Genomic DNA, 19,161 nt, shown 5'->3' with positions numbered 1-19,161 from the left:
ATGAACAAGACGATCAGGCGGGCGTCCGTCTTCGCGCTGCTCCTCGTGCTCGCTCTGCTGGTCAGGGCGACCTGGGTGCAGTTCTACGACGGCAAGGCCCTCGCGGACGACAACGACAACCGGCGGAACGCGATCGCGACGTACTCGCGGCCCCTGGGGAACATCATCGTGGCCGGGAACGCGATCACCGGCTCGGCCCGGACGAAGGGGAGCGACCTCGCCTACAAGCGGACGTACACGGACGGCAGGCTCTACGCGGCGGTGACGGGGTACGCCTCGCAGGCCTACGCCCCCACCCAGCTGGAGGGCGTCTACCACGACCTGCTCAACGGCACCGACCCCGGGCTGCGGACCGTGCTGGACACGGTCACCGGGGAGCGCGCCGACCCGGGGGACGTCGTCACGACGATCGACCCGGCCGTGCAGAAGGCGGCCTACCGCGCGCTCGGCGACAACAAGGGCGCGGCCGTCGCGCTCGACCCGAGGACCGGCAGGATCCTCGCCGTGGTCTCGACGCCGTCGTACGACCCCTCCGCCCTCACCGACGCCAACACCGCCGGCGCCGCCTGGAAGCGGCTCACGGCGGACCCGCAGAAGCCGCTCACCAACCGCGCGCTGCGCCAGCCGCTGCCGCCGGGCTCGACGTTCAAGCTGGTGGTGGCGGCAGCCGCGCTGGAGGACGGGCTCTACCGGAACGTGGACCAGCACACCGACAGCCCCGACCCCTACACGCTGCCGGGCACGGTGCAGGAGCTGTCGAACGAGAACAGGTCGGCCCCGTGCCGGAACGCCCCGATCCGGGTCGCCCTCCAGTACTCCTGCAACAACGTCTTCGGACACATGGCCGTCCAGCTCGGACAGGACAAGGTGCGGGCCATGGCCGAGAGGTTCGGCTTCAACGACGACGAGCGTGACGTGCCCGTACGGGCCTACGCCAGCCTCTACCCCTCCGGCATGGACAAGGCCCAGACGGCGCTGTCCGGCATCGGCCAGTTCGACGTGACGGCCACCCCCCTCCAGATGGCCATGGTGTCCGCGGCCATCGCCGACGGCGGCAAGCTGGTCGCGCCGCACATGGTGTCGCGGACCACGGATGCCGGCGGCGACGTGGTGAAGAACTATGACGACGGTGACGATGCCGGCACCGAGCAGGTCGTCAGCGCCGCCACCGCCGAACAGCTGCGGTCGGCGATGGAGACGGTGGTGAAGGAGGGCACCGGCACCAACGCGCTGATCGACGGCGTGACCGTCGGCGGCAAGACCGGCACCGCCCAGCACGGCGAGAACAACAGCAAGACCCCGTACGCCTGGTTCACCTCGTACGGAAAATCCGACAGCGACGGCAAGGAGGTCGCGGTCGCGGTGATGGTCGAGCAGTCGGACGCGGCGCGGTCGGAGGTCAGCGGCAACGGCCTGGCGGCGCCGGTCGCCCGGGCGATGATGCGGGCCGCGCTGAAGTAGGCGGCCCACGCGGCGCGTTCACCCTCTCGTGCGGGGGACTGCGGTGTGCCACCGCCGCGTTCGGTGGACCACACGGCGTCCGGCCCCCCGCACAAGGACACGGAACGGTCACTGCTACGCTTCCGGATCTCCGTCCGGGCGCTCCTCCGGACCCTCGCATGTCATTTACATGACACTCAGGCAGCCGCACCGAGAAGAGGTCACCCGTGGGCACAGTCGTGGACGACGCCGCCTCCGCGGAGTTCCGTGCCTTCTTCGAACGGCACCACGCCGAACTCGCCCGTCTCGCGCACCTGCTGACCGGCGAGGCGGACGCCGCCGACGACCTCGCGGCGGACGCGCTGCTGGCGCTGTGGCACCGCTGGGACCGGGTGCGCGCCGCCGATCATCCGGCCGCGTACGCCCGCGGCGTGGTCGCCAACCTGGCCCGCACCCGGATCCGCGGCGCGGTGCGCGAGCGACGGCGGATCGCGCTCTTCTGGCCGCGCGGCGAGGAGCGCACCGACGGCCCGGACGTCGCCGGTGTGGTCGACGTCCAGGAGGCGCTGCGCGGACTGCCGTTCCGGAAGCGGGCGTGCGTGGTGCTGCGGCACGCCTTCGACCTGTCGGAGAAGGACACCGCGCTGGCTCTCGGGATCTCGGTGGGTACGGTGAAGAGCCAGACGTCCAAGGGCATGGCCGAACTCCAGCGGCTGCTCGGCCCGGGGCACGGTCCGCGGCGGGTGCACGCGGCGATGGCGGCCCGCGGCGGCGAGAGCGGAGGAAGGGACCGATGAGGCAGCAGGACGTGCATGACGAGCTGCGCGCCCGGCTGCACGAGGCGGCCGAGGCCCACGAAACCGACCGCGCGCGCATCCTGGCGCGCGTGGAGCGGGGCATGGCCGGGCCGGCCCGGTCCGGCCGCCGGGCCGCGCGGCCGCGGGCGGCCGGCTGGTTCCGGGTGGCCACCGCCACCGCCGCGGTCGCCGGAGTGCTCGCGGTCGGCGGGTACGCGGTGGCGTCCGCGGTGAAGGACGGGCCGCCCGCGCGGCGGACCGTGGCCGCGTCGCCGTCCGCCGCACCGGCCGCGTCCCCCGACGCCCCGGCCCTGACGTCTCCCCCGGCCCGGCCGACACCCGGCGGCCACGGCGCCGGCCCGTCCCGCACGCCGGCGCCTCCCTCCCGCGCCCCGGACGCCACCGCGCCGGCCCCGCCGCCGGCGGCCCGCGCCGAACGGGACGGACCGCTGTGGTCGGACGGCTCCGTGGACCCCCACAGCAACGACTACTGGGCCCAGAGCAATCTGACGTTGAAGTCGGCGAAGCCGCTCACCGCCCTCACCGTCCGGCTGCGGATCGCGCAGACCGGCGGGGTGAGGTCGGCGGGGGCCTGGCGCTCCCTGCCCGAGGCGGACTTCACCCAGGACGTCGAGGAGCGGGGCGGCTTCCTCGTCTACACCTGGACCCTGCGGGCGGGCCGTACGGTGCCGGCGGGCGAGTGGGTCTTCGCGGGGCAGTACGACCACGCCCGCGGCGGCCGGGACGCGAAGGACGACTCGTACACCATGACGGGCACGGCGGACGGCCACGACCGCGCCGTGGCCGGGGACTTCGCCCGGCACACCGACGCCGGGTCCTAGAGCCGCGGTCCCGCGCGGGACCCGGCACGAGGGCCGGCCCCCGTCACGGCACGGCGGCGCCGGTGACGGAGGCCGGATCACGCAACGGCCGTCCGCGGCCGGATGGTCAGGAGACGAAATAGGTCGGGTTCGGCAGCTTGTAGGTGCGGTCCGCGTAACCGCCGTCCAGGTCCGAGTACTGGTCGCCGAAGTTGGCGATGATGTCGTACCCGAGGTCCTTCTCGATGTGCCTGCGGGTGCCGGCCTTGTACTGCACGGTCGTGCAGGTCCAGGTGCCCGGGGTGGCGCAGTCCTTCAGGTAGGCCGGCGGGGCGGCCTTGTCCTTGAGGAACATGTGGGCGGCGTCGAGGTTCACGTCGGCGCCCACCTTCTTCAGGTTCGCCACGGCGGCGGCGCGCTGGGCCTCGCTGAGACCGGAGTTGTAGAACACCTCGACGCCCCGGGACGCGGCGTAGCGCACCAGCTCCGGGCTGCCGAAGACGGCCGGGCGGTCGGCGCGGTTCACGTAGTCGGCCCAGGTGGTGCCGTCGTACGTGTAGTTGTACCGCTTCTCGTAGTCGAGGCTGAGCAGCAGGGTGTCGTCGATGTCGAAGACGACGGCCGGCTTCTCGCCCCGGTGGTGCGCCTTGCGGGCGGCCTTGTCGATGGCGGACCGCGCGTCGGCGTCGACGCGCGCCAGGTCCTTGGCGTACGGGCTGTCGGGGGACGCCTGGTAGACGCCGTGACTGTCCGCGGTGGTGCCGTAGTACGTGTCGATGTCCTTCACCAGGAGGCCTATGTTGTAGGGCTCGTGGGTGGAGTTCGCCGTCGACTGACCGGCGGTTGCCGCGCCCGCGCCGTAGAGCGCCGCGCCGGCGACGACACAGGCGGCGCCGGCGGCGGCCGCCTTGAGGGACTTCCTCATGAATGCTCCGGATCGGTGGATGAGAGTGATGTACCAGGTCACGCATTGTCTACGCGCATCACACACCGACGGCGAGCCCTTTTACCGGATCGATACGCGATCCAGGGCCCCCTGACGGACCGTCAGTCTCTCGCGGGCCGTCTCCCTTGCCACCCCATAACCCTGTCGTTTAACATAAGATTTCGTATTGCAAATAGATTCGTGATCGGTGTATCGCGGCCGTACCGGACTCGGAACGGCGCATTTGTCACAGCACTTGGGGGATTAATTGGGGGGTTTCCGCGTCACCGATCAGGACCAGGCCTTACGCATCACCGGAATGGGCTGGAGCACGGCGCTCGGTGACGGCGTCGACGAGGTCTGGCGGCAACTGGCGGACGGCCGCGGCGGGATACGGCCCCTCCCGGCCGACGGTCCGCTGCCCGCGCCCGCCGCCGCCCTCCTGCCGGACCGCTCCCCGGACGGCGGACCGGGGAGCGGCCCGGACGACACCCCGTCCCGCCGCCAGGTCCGGCTCGCCGTGACCACCGCGACCGCCGCCCTGCGCGACGCCGGCTGCCCCGCCGGGGACGTCGACGCGCTCGTCCTCGGCAGCAGCCTCGGCCCCCACCTGGACGACGCCGCCGAGATCCCGCCGCACGCCCTGACCGCGGCCGTCGCCCGGCAGCTCGGCGTGGCCCGGTCCGTCTCGGTGAGCACCGCCTGTTCCTCCGGCGCCGACGCGGTCCTGACCGGGGCCGCCCTGCTCACCCGGGGCGAGGCCGAACGCTGCCTGTGCGGCGGCATCGACCTGCTGACCGCCGGCAAGCTCCTCGGCCACCAGGCGCTCGGCACCCTCTCCGCCTCCGGCGCCGTCCGCCCCTTCGACACCGGCCGCGACGGTACCCTCTTCGGCGAGGGCGCCGGCTTCCTGCTGCTGGAGACCCCGGCCGCCGCCGCGGCCCGCGGCGCCCGCGTCCTGGGCGAACTGGCCGGCTGGGGCGCCTCCAACGACGGCACCGGGCCGACCGCCCCCGACGAGACCGGGGCCGGCGCGATCCTCGCCGTCCGGCACGCCCTGGCCCGCGCCGGGGCCGACCCCGGCGACGTCGCGGTGATCAACGCCCACGGCACCGGGACCCGCGCCAACGACACGGCGGAGGCCGCCTGTTACGCCACCGTCTTCGGGGAGGCCGGACACCCGGTCGTCTTCGCCACCAAACCCGCCCTCGGTCACACCCTCGGCGCCACCGGGGCCCTGGAGGCCATCGCCCTGCTCCTCGCGCTGCGCCACGGCGGGGTGCCCCCGGTCCTGAACACCCGTACCGTCATGCCCGGGCTGACCGTGCCCCTGGCGGTCGGCGCGGCGCGCGAGGTCACCGGCTCCCTGGGGATCAGCCTCACCCTCGGCTTCGGCGGCTTCAACACCTGCCTCGTCCTGACGGCACCGCGAGGGAGGACCGCGTGAACCCCGCCCGGTGGTGCCCCGACGGCGCCGTGGTGACCGGCGCGGCCCGCGTCGAGGTCGACGACCCGGGCACGGTCCGGCGCCGGATCGCCGGGGTCTACGCCGACCCGGTGGCCTGGCTGCTGGCCGAGGCGGTGGCGGCCGCCCTGGCGGAGTGCGGGGACGCCGCGCCGGACCGGCCCGCCGAGGTGGGCCTGATCGCGGTGAGCGAGCACGCCGCACGGCACACCCTGCGCGCGCTCGCCGAGGCGGTCCCGCGCGGCCGCCTCTCCCCCATGCGGTTCGCGGGCGCCGGGCCGGGCTCGCTGGCCGGCACGGTCTGCTCGGCGTTCGGTCTCCACGGCCCGGTGTCGATGCTGCCCATGCCACCGGCGGCGGCCGTGACGACGGCCCGGGCACTGTGCGGCGACTGGCTGTTCGGCGACCCGCCGGGCGCGGCGCACGTCCTGGTCGTCACCCACACCACGACCGACGAAGGCAAGCACCAGGCGCACTGCCTGGTCGTCAGTGGGCCGGCGCCCACGCGGAGGCCCCGGAGAACATGACCGCGCAGAACACGACGGAGCAGCACCTCGACCCCACCGCGGTCGGCGACTTCCTCACCCGTTGCGAGGAGGTGGCGCCGGCCCAGGACCCGACGGAACTGGCCGCCCTGGTGGACCGGTTCGCCGCACTGCCCGCCCCGCCCGGCGCGGTCGTCGTCATCGCCCTGCCCAACGGCGTCCGCGCCCTGCGGTTCTTCTTCGCCGTCTCCCTGGCCGGGCACACGCCCGTGCTGCTGTCCCCCTCGACGCCGGCCGGCCGGGTCCGTGAGGTGGCCCGTGAGCTGGGCGCCTGCGCGCTGGTGCGGGCGGCGGTCAGGACCGAGGGCGTCACCGGCGTCACCCGGGCCGGGGGCGCCGACATCGGCGTCTTCGCCGACTGGCCGCACCTGCACCACGGGCCGGGCCGGGTCGTCCTGATGAGTTCCGGCACCTCCGGCATGGCCACCGGCTGCCTGCACCGGATGGACGCGCTGCTGCGCAACGCCCGCCGCCACAGCCGTTCCATCGGCCAGCGCCCGGCCGACACCGCGCTGGTCAGCCTGCCGGTGTACTACTCCTTCGCCCTGGTGGCGCAGGTCCTCGGCGGGCTGGTCAGCGGCTCCCGCCTGGTCATGGCGGGTCCACCCTTCTCGGTGGCCGACTACCTGGAGACGGTCACCGCCCGCGGCGTCACCCTGTCCTCGCTCACCCCGAGCCTGGTGAAGTCGGTCGTCACCGCGGGCGGTGAGCTGCCCCCGCCGCTGCGCACCCTCACCGTCGGCGGCCAGGCCCTCGACCCGTCGTACGTCTCCCGGCTGCTCAAGCTCAACCTGGAGCTGGGCCTCTACGTGACCTACGGGCTCACCGAGGCCGGACCGCGGGTCTCCACGCTCGCCGCGCACCGCGAACCACCGCACCGGCACGGCTCGGTGGGACTGCCCCTGGACGGCGTGGAGGTCCTCACCCGCCCCACCGACACCGGGGAGCGGGAGCTGCTGGTGCGTTCCGACACCGTCTACCGGCGCCGGGTCGGCGAGCCGGCGCCGTCCAAGCGCGGCGACCTGCTCGAACCGGGCCTGCTGGCCACCGGCGACATGGGGCACGTGGACGACGACGGGTACGTGTACGTCCACGGCCGCTCCTCGGACTTCGCGGTGGTGCGCGGCGAGAAGGTGTCCACGGCGACCGTGCGACGGGCCGCCGAGTCGCTGCCCGGCGTGGTGCGCGCCGCGACCAGGGTGGCCGGCGCCGACGACGACTCGGCGGTGGTGGAACTCGACGTGTACGTGGACGCCGCCCTGCCCCCCTCGGAGGCGGAGCTGCGGCGCCACCTGCGGTCCCTGCTGACCCGCAACGAACTGCCGCTGACCGTCCGCATCCAGCCCCTGCGCGCCGGGGAGCACCACAAGTGACGGCGCCGGAACCGCTCACCCTGTACTGCCTGGCGCACGCCGGCGGCTCCGCCCGCGCCTTCGTCCGCTGGCGGCGTGAACTGCCGCCGCGGGTGCGGGCGGTGCCGCTGGAGATCGCCGGCAAGGGGGTGCGCTCCCGGGAGCCCCGGCCGGCGACGCTGCGGGAGGCCGCCGGCGACCTGGCGCGCCGGGTCGAACCGCCGGGCCGGTACGCGCTGTTCGGCCACAGCATGGGCGGGTTGCTGGCCTACGAGACCGCCCGGGCGCTGGACGCGCTCGGCCGACCGGCCCCGGCGTTCGTCGTCGTCGCCGCGACCCGCCCGCCGCACCTGCCGGGCGGCTCCCCGTACGGCGCGCTGCTCGGCCGGGACGACGACGTCCTCCTCGACGCGCTCGCCGGCCACGGCCGCATCCCGCCGGAGCTGCGCCGGTCCCCGATGCGGCAGCAGTTCGTGCCGGTCGTCCGGGGGGACCTCGCGCTGGTCGCCGGGTACCGCCCGGACCCGGTGCCCGAGCCGCTGGCGAGCGACCTGGTCAGCTGGTACGGCGCCGGTGACCCGGACACCCCGCCCGAGGTGATGGCCGGCTGGCGGCACTACACGCGCGGCGCGCACCGCGTCGAGGGCTTCGAGGGCGGCCACTTCTTCCCGCACGAGCGGTTCGAGGAGGTCACGGCCCGCCTCCTGGGCCTCGCCCACGGGCCGGCGGACCGCTGACCGGCGGCTGCGCGACGGCGGTCCGGCCGCCCCGACGACGAGCGGGCCGCCACCCCGGGGAAGGGGTGGCGGCCCGCTCGTGAGCGCCGTCGGGTCAGTGCTGCACCGGGCAGCCGTTCCCGCCGCCGCGCACCGGGGCGTCCGTGTCGTGCCGGGTGCCGAGCAGCCAGTAGGCCTCCTCCGCCGCCCGCCACAGCTCCGGGAACAGGGTCGACTGGGAGCGGGCCTCCAGTGTGGCCAGCGACCGGCCGCCCAGGCTCTGCGGCAGCCCGGCCGCGTCCGTCTCGGCGCTCTCCTTGCGCAGGCCCGGCTGGCCGCCCAGCTGCGACCACACCATGATCAGGTGCTGCTGCTTCCAGCCGAGGACGCTGCCGTCCAGCCGCAGCATCGCCTCACGGACCAGGGCCAGGGACTGCGCGCGCGGCGATCCGGGGCCGGTGTACCCGTCGTCCTGCTGGGCGATCACGTCCTGGAGGGAGAGCCCGGCGCGCTCCACCGCCTGCTCGTACGCCTTCCACACCGGCCGGGCCACGCGCCGCAGGTTGCGGTAGCCGGGCGAGTCCAGCCCGGTGGCGTCCTCGGGCAGGGCGTTGCGCATCATCAGCAGGCCGTGCTGCGGCAGGTGGTCGGTGATCAGGCGCACCGCCTGCACGGTGATCTCGCTCAGCGAGGTGGCCCGGTCGAACAGCCGGACCGCCTGCGGGTGGCGGTCGTGCTCCAGGTGGGTCAGGGCGCGGCGCAGCTCGTAGTGGATCTGCACCCAGGCGTACTCGGTGATGAGGTGCGCCACCTGGAAGAACCGCTGGTCGGGGTGGTCGGTCTCGCTCTCCGGGACGAGCGCGCCGAGGGCCTCGGTGAGGTTCAGGACGCTCTCGTAGTTGCTGCCCCGGTCGAAGTCGTACGACAGCAGCGCGTTGGGCTCGTCGGGGTTCAGCGAGCGCTTCACCGTGTCTCCCCCTTGGTGAACTCGATCAGCCAGTGGCCGGGCAGCTCGAACTTCCTGGTGTCGGTGAGGGTGAGGCCCACCGCGTCGCCGAGGGCGCGCAGGTCCTCCCGGCTGCGCTCGCGGCCGCCGAGCAGCACCAGCATCAGCAGGTCGGCGTAGCTCGCCATCACCGGGTCCTTGCCGCTGTCCAGCAGCCGTTCGACGACGACGACCCGGCCGCCGGGTTCCAGGGCCTCGGCGCAGCGGCCGAGGATGCGGCCGGCGTCGCGGTCGCTCCAGTTGTGCAGCGTGTTGGCGATCAGGTAGACGTCGCCGCCGGCCGGCATCGGGTCGAAGAAGCTGCCCGCCACCAGTTCGCAGCGGCCGGCGACCGGGGACACCGTCCCCCTGGCCTCCTCGACCACGCTCTCCAGTTCGAGCAGCGTGCCCCGCAGCGCGGGGTGTTCGGTGAGCAGTCTGAGCAGCAGGGAGCCGTTGCCGCCGCCGACGTCGACCACGTGCCGGACGGCGGACCAGTCGTAGATGCGGGCCAGTTCGGGGACGAGCCGGTTGGCGATGCGGGCGATGCCCGTGTTGAACGACTTCTCGATGTCCGGGTGGGCCTCCAGGTCCGCCCAGAAGGGCCGGCCGTGGGCCTTCTCGTACACCGGCGCGCCGGTGCGTACGGCCTCCATGAGCAGCCCGACGGCCGGTTCGAAGCGGGCCTCCATCGGCCGGCTGGGGTCCTCGTAGTCCAGCCAGCGGCGCAGGTTGCTCGGATGGTCGCCGAGCAGCACCCGGCCCACGTCGGTCAGCTCGTAGGCCGGGTCCGCGTCCTCGGGCTCCCCGGTCCGGGTGAACAGCCCCAGCAGGCTGACGTAGTGCAGGACCCGGCCCAGGGACTGCTCGTCCGTGCCGGTCTCGGCGGCCAGGGCGGACACCGTCCGGTGCCCCTGCTCGACCAGGTCGGGCAGGCGCAGGGTCGCGGTCACGCGCACGGCGGTGGGCGTGAAACCGGAGCCCAGCGCCAGGATCGTGTTCAACGGGTCGTGACGGAACACGCAATCGCTCCTTGTCGTTCTGTTTCAGCTTTGTCGCCGGGCGTCCGCGAGGAATCCGGAAGCTTTGTCAGGGGGTCTTCTCGATCTCGTCGAGGGCGTCGAGGAATCGGACGAGGTCTTCCTGCGTGCCGAGCGACGTGCGCAGATAGCCGGGGAATCCGAACAGTCCCGCATTGCGAACGAGAATGCCGTGGTCGGCGGCGAGCCGGTCCTGTGCGAGCGCGCAGTCCCGGGCGGCGACCGCGACGAAGTTGGTGACGGAGGGCAGGTGGCCGCGTCCCCGGCGGTCCAGCTCGGCGGTGAACCAGCGGCGCCGCTCGGCGGTGGACCGGCGCACACCGTCCAGGAAGTCCCGCTCACCGAGGGCGCCGAGGGCCGCCGCCTGGGCGAGCCGGTTGACGCTGAACGGCAGGGCGCGCAGCGTCTGCCGCAGGACGGCGACGAGCTCGGGCCGGCCGACGGCGTAGCCGACGCGCAGCGCGGCCAGCCCGTACGCCTTGGAGAAGGTGCGCAGCGCGAGCAGCGGCGCGTCCCCGGCCAGCAGGTCGCGGGTCTGCGGGGCGTCCGGGCCGGCGAACTCCATGTACGCCTCGTCGAACACCAGCGGGACCCCGCAGCACGCGGCGGCGTCGGCCAGCGCGGCCAGCTCCTCGCGGGTGTGGGCCGCGCCGCTGGGGTTGTGCGGGTTGCAGAGGTAGCCGATCCCGTGCCCGGGCAGGCGCGCGGCGAACGCCTCCACGTCGACGTCCGTGCCGGCCGGCGGTACGGCGGTGCAGCCGCGTCCGGTCAGTTCAAGGCAGGTGCGGTAGCCGGGGAACGTGCCGTCGGTGACGAGTCCGGGCCGGGTGCGGTCGCCGAGGGCGAGCGCGGTGGCCAGGACGAGTTCGTCGCTGCCGTTGGCGACGGCGATGTGGTCCGGGGTGACGCCCCAGTGCTCGGCGAGGGCGTGGACCAGGTCGTGGCGCTCGGGGTCGGGGTAGACGTTGACCCGGGCCAGTTCGCGCTCGGCCGCCCGCAGGGCCGCCTTGCCGGCCCCGTACGGGCTCTCGCTGAGGTGCAGGCGGATCAGGTCGTCGGCCCCGGCGACACGCGTGTTGAACGCCTGCGCGGAGCCGGCGGGTGCCGCGTCCCCGCGTGCGGCGGGGGGCCGGGTCACTGGTGGTCACCCAGCAGGACGCCGAAGCAGTAGCTGCCGACCTCGGCCTCCAGGGTGAGGAAGCAGTGCTCGCTGCCGGCCGGGATGCGCATCACGGCGGGTGAGAGCAGCTCGTGGCGTACGCCGTCGAGCTGGACCTCGATGCGGGCGCCGCCCTTGTTCGGGGACACCAGCAGGTACAGCTCGTCCACCGGGTGGGTGTGCGGGGCGGCGACGGGCTTGCCGATCAGCCCGGTCAGTTCGCCGCCGGCGAGCTGCACCGGCAGGCCGCCGAACATGTCGGCGGTGAGGTAGAAGGGCGCGGGCTGGTGGTGGCCGGCCACGGTGAGCGGGATGGGCAGGTCCTCGACGATCTCGGCCCCGCCCGGGCGTCGGTCGGTCATCACTGCGCCTCCAGGACGAAGAGGTAGGTGTGGGGGGCGCCGAAGGGGATGGTCCGGCGCAGGTGCAGGCCGCCCTCGCGGAAGAGGTCCTCGTACTCCTCGCGGGTGTAGATCGGGACGCCCATCAGGGCGTGCGCCAGCTCGAAGCCGCTGGAGAACACCGGCAACGTCCCGGCCTCGCCGCGCGGGCGGACGGTGGTGTCGCCGAGCAGGAAGGTGTGCGCGCGGGGGAACGCCTTGCGCAGCGCCGGGACGACGTCCCCGCGGGTGCGCGGGTCGACCAGCAGGTCATGCAGGAACATGAAGCTCATCGCGACGTCGACCTCTTCGGCGCCGTCGACGCGGCGGCCCCGGAAGAGGACGTCGAGGACGTCGGCGCAGATCGGCCGGACGCGGTCGGTCAGGCCGTGGCGCGCGACGGTGCCGGCGGCCAGGCGGGTGGCCGACTCGCTGATGTCCAGGCCCAGTCCGCGGGCGCCGGGACGGGTCTTGACCAGGCGCGAGACGCGCTCGCTGATGCCGCTGCCGAGGTCGGCGAGGACGGAGAAGTCGAGTTCGGCGATCTGCTCGTCGAGGATGTGCCGCATCAGTGCCAGGTCGGCCTGGGCCGAGCCGAGCGCCACCATGCCCTCGTCGCGCCGGACGTCCTCGCCGAAGACGCGCTCGCGGCGCGCGATCGACGCGGCGTTCGCGAACACGTCGTGGTATCCCCCGACCCCCCAGGTGAAGAAACCTATTTTGCGGCGGAGTTCGTCCCAGGCGTGGGTGGGGACGACCGTGTCGCCGGTCGTGACGAGATAGCCGAACGTCTCCGCGGCGGACAGCAGCCGGCGGACCACGGTCTCGTCCAGCCGCCGTTCCCGGCAGTAATCCGCGATGTCCAGGCGGCCGTTGTCGTCGAACCAGGCGAACATGCCCAGTTGTTCCAGTGCGAAGACGACATTGGTCGAGATGAATCCGTTGAACGCGGTGTCGGCGTCGAGCGGGGTCTTCGCGTCTCCCCGCCAGTCCGCGGGGATGAGGACGCTGTCGCTTGCCTCTTGGATGCCGTCGCGGGAAACGGGAGCGGTCACAAGAAGAGCCTTCCTGAATCAGTCGGGGCCGACGGCATTTAGGTCTCGGTGCCGGCCGATCACGCGCGGGGGGACGTGGTGGCGATTCGCTCCACGGCAGCCGCCAGTTCACGCACGGTGGGGTGGTCGAAGAACAACCGGTTGGGCAGGCGCAGACCGAGTTTCCGGCGGAGCCGGATCAGCACCTGCGCGGCTTTCAAGGAATGGCCACCCGCTTCCAGGAAAGGGGTGTCGTCGTCGAAGTCGTCATGCCCGAGTACGTCGATCCACGCAGCTCTGACCTGGTCGTTCATCGTCGGTTCAGGCCTGGCTGCGGACGTCTGGGAAAGGGTCGCGGAATGCGTTTCCGGACGTGTTCTCACACCGTCATCGGTCAATGGAATTCCCCCGTGTCATCGCGGCTCACGGTTCAACACCCCGGATACGACGGTGCCGTGGAGCGGCAGCGCGCAGGGGTGCGACTGTATGCGCTTTCTCTTTTTCGATCCCCCGTGGAAACAGACGCACAACCGGTGGATCAAACCGGTTCGGTCCCCGAGCCGAATGCTCGCCGTGGTGGCCAGATTGCCGTTGTCGGAGCGTAGGCAGCAGTCATCGGGCCAGTCAAGGGTCGTTTGTCGGCCACACATCGCCGTACGGGGTCCGGCCAAATGATCGACATTTCTTGTCGGCCGGCCGCCGGAGGGTGCGCGCACCGGCCAGCGTTGGCCGAAAAGCAGGTTGACGGCCGAAAGTTGACGCCCCTACAGTCTGAGCCGTATGTGAACGCAGTATTTCAGCACCGCGTTCGGCGGTGATCTGGATCCGGCGTGACAGGGGGAATCGTGTACGCCGTTACGGGGGAGTACGCACCGGCCGATCGGCCGCATGCACACATCGGCGGAGTCGTTTCCGAACTCCGGTAGAAATCAAGGGTGTTCGGCCGCCCGACCCGCGGCCGTCGGACCCTTCAGGGCCGTAGCCGGCCACTTCGTTCCACGTCCCACCTTCCTTCGACCGGCGTGCCCGCCGGCTGCCCGCCGTACCCGCGGGGGCCGCGCGGGGCCCCGGTCTTCTCACGAGACGCTCCAGGAAACGTGTTGAGGCATGCGATTCTCGGCGCCGGCGGAGTGGGGCTCGCCCTCGGGGCGGCCCTGGCCCGCGGCGGCCACGACGTCACGCTGGTGATGCGGGAACCCACCCGGGCCCGCTACGCCGGTGTGATCGACGTCCACAGCGCACTGCGCGGCGACCACCGCGTGCCGGTCCGCGCGGTGGGCCGGCTCGACGAGCCGGTCGACGTCCTGTGGGTGACGGTGAAGGCACCGGCACTCGGGGCCGCCCTGTCCCGGACCGCCCCGGGCGCGCCGCCGGGCGCGGTGGTGCCGTTGCTCAACGGGCTCGACCACCCCGCCGTGCTGCGGGACATGTTCGGCCCGCGCCAGATCGTCGGCGCGGTCCGCGTCGAGGCCGAGCGCACCGGGCCGGGCCGGGTGACGTGGAACTCCCTGTTCGCCGAGGTCAGCCTGGCGGAGCGGGACACACCCGCGGCACCCGGCGACGACACGCCCGGTACCGACACGCCCGGTACCGACAATGCCGGTACCGACACGCCCGGCGACGACGAGCCCGGTGCCGACGCGTCGCGCGCCACCGCACTCGCCGGTGTCACCGCGTCCCTCGCGGACGCGGGCATCGCCTGCGTCACCGAACCGCACCCCGCCGCCGTGCTGTGGCGCAAGCTGGTCCTGCTGCTGCCGCTGGCCCTGGCCACCACCGCGGCGGACGGCCCGCTCGGCGTCGTCCGCCGGCGGCCCGGAGCGGCGGCGCTGCTGCGCGACGCGGCGCGCGAGGCCTGCGCCGTCGCGGCGGCCGAGGGCGTCGCCGTGGACGAGGCGGAGCTGCTGCGCACCCTCGACACCCTGCCCGGCCGGACCGACACCTCCCTGCGCCGGGACATGGCCGCCGGTGTCCGGCCGACCGAACTCGCCGCGCTCACCGAGCCGGTACTGCGCCGCGCCCGGGACCACGACCTGGTCCTGCCGGCCGTCACCGAGCTGACCCGCCGGGCCGCGGAGCGGGAGGGGCGCGCCGGGACCCCCGCGCCGCACCGATCCACCTACACCAAGGGAGAAACGTCATGACCGTCGGTTCGGGCGAGAAGCAGGCCGAGACCCTGGAAGCGGCGCTGAAGGAGATCCTCGTGGAGGACCTCTTCCTGGACGTGCCCGCGGAGCGCATCGGGGACGACGACGGCCTCCAGGACGTCCTCGGGCTGGACTCCCTCGGCTTCGTGGAGCTGCGTGCCCAGTGCGAGCAGCGGTTCGGGGTGACGATCACGGACGCCGACTTCACCCCGGTGCACTTCCGTTCCGTCGCGACGGTCGCCGGCCTGGTGCGCGCCCTGCGGGCGGACGCCGCCGGCGAGCACGTGGCGGTCGCCAAGTGAGGGCACCGGCCTCCTCCGAGCAGTTGGACGTCTGGCTCGCCTGCCAGCGCGAACCCGACTCCGACCGCTACAACGTCACCGTCGACCTGGAGTTCCTCCCGGGCGTCGACGTACCGGCGCTGCGGGCCGCCCTCGGCGACGTGCTGCGGGCGCACCCGGGTTTGCGCGGCGCCTTCGCCACCGAGGGCGGCGAGCTGTGGCGCGACACCTCGGCCGAACCGCCCCTGGCCTTCGTCACCGAGCGGCTGCCCGGCCGCTACGACCGGGCCGAGGCGCTCGGCCGCGCGGTCGTCGCCGGCCGCGCCCCCTTCGACCTCGCCACGGCCCCCCTGCTGCGGGCGGCCCTGCTGACCGGTGACGGGGGCGCCCTGCTCGCCGTCACGATGCACCACATCGTCTCCGACGGCTGGTCCAGCCGGATCCTCGCCGAGGACCTGGTGGCGGCGTACCGGGCCCGGGCGGCGGGCGGACCGGACCCCGCGCCGCGCGCCTCCGGCACCGGGGAGCCGGCCGCGACGGACGCCGAGGCCGAGAACAGCGAGGCCGAGAACACCGAGGCCGAGAACGCCGAAGCCGAGAACGCCGAGGCCGAGGCCTACTGGACCACGGTGCTGCGCGACGCCCCCGCCTCCCTCGCGCCGCCGCACGACCTGGTGCCCGAGGACGGCTTCCCCGGGCCCTCCGGCCGGGTGGAGGTACGGCTGCCCGACGAGGTGACCGAGGGGGTCCGGGCGCTGGCCGCGGCCCACCGGGGCTCCCCCGCCGTGGTCGTCCTGGCGGCCTGGTCGGTGCTGCTGCACGCGTGGGCGGGGAAGTCCGAGGGTGTCCTCGGCATGGTCTTCGCCGGCCGCCGGGACGCCGACGCCGAGCGCGTCGACCTGTTCAGCCGGGTGCTGCCGGTACGCGACCGGCTCGACCGCGAGGAGAGCTTCCTCGACGTGACGGCCCGGTTGCGCGGGCAGATGCTCGACGCGATGGACCACGCCCACCTGCCGGTGCGGCGGCTGCGCGAGATCCGCGGCGCGCGGCCGGACGATCCGGGCGTGGAGCGCACGGCGTTCATGTACACGCCCGCCTACGAGGACGAGTGGCGGGCCGGCGAGGTCACCGTCCGCCGCTTCGACCACCCGGACGAGACGACGAAGTACGAGTTCTCGGTCAACGTGCTGGAGGGTTCGGCCGGCACCCGGCTGTGCGTCTACTACGACACCGCCCGCTACCGCCGGGACACCGCCGAGCTGTTCGCCGAGGAACTGCGCGAGCTGTTGGCCCGCGCGGTGGCCGCCCCGGACACCGCCTGCGGCGACCTGCTCGCCGTGTGCGACCCGGGTCTGTCCCGGGTCGCGGCGCACGGCGCGCCCGCCACCGCGCCGGCGCCCGCCATCCCCGCGCTGGTCCTGCGGCACGCCGCCGGCCGCCCGGACGCGGTCGCCGTGCGCCACGGGGACCGCGTCCTCACCTACGGCGAACTCGGCGCCCGCGCCCGGGGACTGGCCGGCCGGCTGCGGGAACGGGGCGCCGGGCCCGGCTCCACGGTGGCCCTGCTGCTCCCCCCGGGCCTCGACACCCCGGTGTTCTGGCTGGCCAGCGCCCTGGCCGGGGCCGCCTACCTGCCGCTGGACCCGGCCTATCCCGAGGCCCAGCTCCAGTTGATCGTGGACGACGCCCGCCCGGCCGTCCTCGTCGTCGACCCCGACTGCGGGCACCGCCTCGACGTGCCGGACGGCACGGCCGTACGGCTGGACGAGATGGAGGCGGGGCCGGACGGGCCGGCCGCGCCCGAGGTCCCGTACGACGAGGCGGCGACCCTGTGCGTGCTCTACACCTCCGGCACGACCGGCCGGCCCAAGGGCGTCGTGCTGCCGCACCGGGGCCTGGCCCGGCTGCTGCACCGGCCCGACTTCATCCCGCTGGACGAGACGGACGTGGTCGCCCAGCTGTGCCCGCTCAACTTCGACGGCGCCAGCTACGAGATCTGGGGCGCGCTGGCGCACGGCGCCGAACTGGTCGTCCTCGACAAGCACCTGGTCCTCAGCCCCCGGGAGACGCGGGCGGTCGTCCGGGCGAGGGGGATCACGACGCTGCTGGTGACGACACCGCTGCTGAACCGGATCATCGAGGACGCCCCGGACACGCTCCAGTCGCTGCGCCGGGTCTACTTCGGCGGCGAGCTGATCTCCGTACCGCACATGCGCCGCGCCCTGCGCTGGAGCCGGCCCGGGGTGCTGCTGCACAGCTACGGTCCCACCGAGAACTCCTTCACCTCCACCTGGTTCCCGGTCACCGAGGTCGCGGCGGACGCCCGTACCGTCCCCATCGGCCGTCCGGTGCCCGGTACCGAGGTGCGGGTGGTGCAGGAGGGCGGCACCCGGCCGGTCCCGCGCGGGGTGCCCGGCGAACTCCTGCTCGGCGGCGCGGGGCTGGCCGACGGCTACCTGAACGCGCCGGAGTCGGCCGCCGGCCGCTTCGTCACCGACGGCACCACCCGGCTGTACCGCACCGGCGACCGGGTGCGGTGGACACCGGACGGACTGCTGGAGTTCATCGGCCGCGACGACAACCAGGTCAAGATCCGCAGCCAGCGCGTCGAACTCGGCGAGGTGGAGGCGGTGCTGGGCGCCCATCCGGACGTCACGTCGGTCTTCGTCACCACCCGGGTCAACGGGCGCGGCGAGAAGGAGATCGTCGCCTACGCGGTGGCCGCGCCCGGTACGGACGCCGACGACGTCGGCCGGCACGCCAGGCTGCGGCTGCCCGCCTTCGCCGTACCGAGCCACCTGATGCTGGTGGACGAGCTGCCGCTGACCCCGACCGGCAAGATCGACCGGCGCCGGCTGCCGGACGTGGACCGGGGGGCGCGCGTCCCGGAACCGGCCCCCGCCGCGCCGGCCCCGCCCGCGGCCGTGGCCGCTGCTCCGGGCTCGGCCTCCGCGCTGGACGGCGTACGGGCCGCCTGGCGGGCGGTGCTGGGGCACGACGGTTTCGGCTCGGACCGCAACTTCTTCGACGCGGGCGGCCATTCGCTGCTGCTGGTGAAGCTGCGCGAGCAGCTGAGACTGGCGACCGGCGCGGACGTCCCGGTCATCGATCTGCTGCGGCACGTCACCGTCCGGGACCAGGCCCGTCTGATCGCCGCCGCCCACCGGCCCGCGGCCATCCCCGCGACCGCCCCGGCCGCCCCGGCCGCCTCCGCGACTCCGGCCGCCGGCCGGGCCGTACGGCGGCGGCCCGCGCCGGCCCCGGCCGCCGCGGGCGGGGCCCGGCACCACGTCCTCGCCGTGTCCGCCGTCACCGCGCAGGCCCTCGGCGTGGCCCGGGAGCGGCTGGCCGCGTACCTGGAGGCGAATGCGCGGGTGGCGCTGGGAGACGTCGCGCACACCCTGGACCGGGGGCGGGAGCGGTTCGCGCACCGGTTCGCCGTGGTGGTGGCCGACCACGGGGAGGCGGTGCGGGCCCTGCGGGACGGCACCGGCCACCCGGCGGCGCCGCCGGTCCCGGGAGCGGCCCCCGCCGTGGTGTTCGCGTTCGCGGACGCGGGCGAGGGCGCGGGCACCGCCGACGCCGTCGCCCGGCAGGTGGACCTCGCCGGCCGGCTGGCCCGGTGGGGGGTCGCCCCGGCGGCGGTGCTCGGTACCGGGACGGGCCGGATCGCGGCGGCCGTGGTGGGCGCGGCGCTCGGGGCCGAGGACGGCCTCCGGTACGCGGCCGGCCGGTCCGGCACCGCGCCCCTGCCCGGCCGCCCCGGCGTGCTGTGGAGCACCGCGCTCGGCCCGGTCGCCCCCGACGGGCCCGCACCGCTCCCCGCCCACCTGACCACCGAGGCCGACCCCGCCAAGCTGCTCCAGGTCGCCCGCGACCAGCTCGGCGAGGTGGCCGTCCTGGAGCTGTCCGCGGCGGACCCGGACGACGGGGCCCTGCTCGCGGCCCTCGCCGCGCTGTGGTGCCAGGGCGTCGGGGCGCGGCTGACCCCGGACGGCCCGGCCCGCCGGCTCCGGCTGCCCGGCCACCCCCTGTCCTGGGCGCCCGCCGCCCGCACCGACCACTCGTGAACAC

General features: G+C 74.3%; 17 protein-coding genes. 10 read left to right on the top strand and 7 right to left on the bottom strand.

From position 1 onward, the window contains the following. The 3 genes from ACIQVT_RS33190 (at position 1) to ACIQVT_RS33180 (ending at position 3,079) form a co-directional block, all read left to right on the top strand. Complete coding sequence (locus ACIQVT_RS33190; protein ID WP_403762906.1) at positions 1 to 1,461, top strand: peptidoglycan D,D-transpeptidase FtsI family protein; 1,461 nt, start codon at positions 1 to 3, stop codon at positions 1,459 to 1,461. Between the two features lie 206 nt (positions 1,462 to 1,667). After that, positions 1,668 to 2,237 carry a SigE family RNA polymerase sigma factor gene (locus ACIQVT_RS33185; RefSeq protein ID WP_403762903.1) on the top strand — a complete coding sequence of 190 codons (570 nt, stop codon included), beginning with the start codon at positions 1,668 to 1,670 and terminating at the stop codon, positions 2,235 to 2,237. After that, positions 2,234 to 3,079 carry a hypothetical protein gene (locus ACIQVT_RS33180; RefSeq protein WP_403762900.1) on the top strand — a complete coding sequence of 282 codons (846 nt, stop codon included), beginning with the start codon at positions 2,234 to 2,236 and terminating at the stop codon, positions 3,077 to 3,079. Before ACIQVT_RS33185 ends, ACIQVT_RS33180 begins: the two co-directional genes overlap by 4 nt. Positions 3,080 to 3,185: 106 nt before the next feature. Here the strand turns inward: ACIQVT_RS33180 and ACIQVT_RS33175 are convergent, their stop codons facing one another. Further along, a complete protein-coding gene (locus ACIQVT_RS33175) occupies positions 3,186 to 3,983 on the bottom strand; it encodes an HAD family acid phosphatase (protein ID WP_403762898.1) in 798 nt (265 codons plus the stop codon). Between the two features lie 319 nt (positions 3,984 to 4,302). On the opposite strand from ACIQVT_RS33175, the gene ACIQVT_RS33170 reads away from it, so the two are divergent. The 4 genes from ACIQVT_RS33170 to ACIQVT_RS33155 are packed head-to-tail and all read left to right on the top strand — an operon-like array spanning position 4,303 to position 8,082. Continuing rightward, entirely contained in the window at positions 4,303 to 5,430 is a 1,128-nt protein-coding gene (locus tag ACIQVT_RS33170) for a beta-ketoacyl synthase N-terminal-like domain-containing protein (RefSeq protein WP_403762895.1), read from the top strand. Next, the gene (locus ACIQVT_RS33165) at positions 5,427 to 5,975 is read left to right on the top strand and encodes a polyketide synthase (RefSeq protein WP_403762892.1); all 549 of its coding nucleotides are present in this window, start codon (positions 5,427 to 5,429) and stop codon (positions 5,973 to 5,975) included. Before ACIQVT_RS33170 ends, ACIQVT_RS33165 begins: the two co-directional genes overlap by 4 nt. After that, entirely contained in the window at positions 5,972 to 7,366 is a 1,395-nt protein-coding gene (locus tag ACIQVT_RS33160) for a class I adenylate-forming enzyme family protein (RefSeq protein WP_403762889.1), read from the top strand. The genes ACIQVT_RS33165 and ACIQVT_RS33160 overlap by 4 nt, the downstream gene beginning before the upstream one ends. Beyond that, a complete protein-coding gene (locus ACIQVT_RS33155; protein WP_403762886.1) occupies positions 7,363 to 8,082 on the top strand; it encodes a thioesterase II family protein in 720 nt (239 codons plus the stop codon). The genes ACIQVT_RS33160 and ACIQVT_RS33155 overlap by 4 nt, the downstream gene beginning before the upstream one ends. A 94-nt stretch (positions 8,083 to 8,176) precedes the next feature. Here ACIQVT_RS33155 and ACIQVT_RS33150 read toward each other — a convergent pair whose 3' ends face one another. From ACIQVT_RS33150 to ACIQVT_RS33125, 6 genes are all read right to left on the bottom strand, one after another. Further along, positions 8,177 to 9,028: a hypothetical protein gene (locus ACIQVT_RS33150; RefSeq protein ID WP_403762882.1), complete on the bottom strand. Its 852-nt coding sequence runs from the start codon at positions 9,026 to 9,028 to the stop codon at positions 8,177 to 8,179. Then, on the bottom strand, positions 9,025 to 10,068 hold the full coding sequence (locus ACIQVT_RS33145; RefSeq protein WP_403762879.1) for a methyltransferase: 1,044 nt from the start codon (positions 10,066 to 10,068) through the stop codon (positions 9,025 to 9,027). The genes ACIQVT_RS33150 and ACIQVT_RS33145 overlap by 4 nt, the downstream gene beginning before the upstream one ends. A 67-nt stretch (positions 10,069 to 10,135) precedes the next feature. Beyond that, complete coding sequence (locus ACIQVT_RS33140; protein ID WP_403762876.1) at positions 10,136 to 11,224, bottom strand: pyridoxal phosphate-dependent aminotransferase; 1,089 nt, start codon at positions 11,222 to 11,224, stop codon at positions 10,136 to 10,138. Then, complete coding sequence (locus tag ACIQVT_RS33135; protein WP_403762873.1) at positions 11,221 to 11,607, bottom strand: cupin domain-containing protein; 387 nt, start codon at positions 11,605 to 11,607, stop codon at positions 11,221 to 11,223. The genes ACIQVT_RS33140 and ACIQVT_RS33135 overlap by 4 nt, the downstream gene beginning before the upstream one ends. Further along, entirely contained in the window at positions 11,607 to 12,680 is a 1,074-nt protein-coding gene (locus ACIQVT_RS33130; protein WP_403762870.1) for an SAM-dependent methyltransferase, read from the bottom strand. Before ACIQVT_RS33130 ends, ACIQVT_RS33135 begins: the two co-directional genes overlap by 1 nt. A 59-nt stretch (positions 12,681 to 12,739) precedes the next feature. Then, entirely contained in the window at positions 12,740 to 12,973 is a 234-nt protein-coding gene (locus ACIQVT_RS33125; RefSeq protein WP_403762866.1) for an acyl carrier protein, read from the bottom strand. Between the two features lie 786 nt (positions 12,974 to 13,759). On the opposite strand from ACIQVT_RS33125, the gene ACIQVT_RS33120 reads away from it, so the two are divergent. Genes ACIQVT_RS33120 through ACIQVT_RS33110 form a run of 3 tightly spaced genes read left to right on the top strand, consistent with a single transcriptional unit; the run spans position 13,760 to position 19,157 of the window. Then, positions 13,760 to 14,803, top strand: coding sequence for a ketopantoate reductase family protein (locus ACIQVT_RS33120; RefSeq protein ID WP_403762863.1), 1,044 nt, complete (start codon positions 13,760 to 13,762; stop codon positions 14,801 to 14,803). Continuing rightward, positions 14,800 to 15,108: an acyl carrier protein gene (locus ACIQVT_RS33115; RefSeq protein ID WP_403762860.1), complete on the top strand. Its 309-nt coding sequence runs from the start codon at positions 14,800 to 14,802 to the stop codon at positions 15,106 to 15,108. Before ACIQVT_RS33120 ends, ACIQVT_RS33115 begins: the two co-directional genes overlap by 4 nt. After that, positions 15,105 to 19,157 carry an amino acid adenylation domain-containing protein gene (locus tag ACIQVT_RS33110; protein WP_403762857.1) on the top strand — a complete coding sequence of 1,351 codons (4,053 nt, stop codon included), beginning with the start codon at positions 15,105 to 15,107 and terminating at the stop codon, positions 19,155 to 19,157. Before ACIQVT_RS33115 ends, ACIQVT_RS33110 begins: the two co-directional genes overlap by 4 nt. Positions 19,158 to 19,161 lie beyond the last annotated feature (4 nt).

This window comes from Streptomyces sp. NPDC100445, from assembly GCF_044759735.1.
Taxonomy (GTDB): Bacteria; Actinomycetota; Actinomycetes; order Streptomycetales; family Streptomycetaceae; genus Streptomyces.
This window is presented reverse-complemented; position numbering and strand designations above follow the sequence as displayed.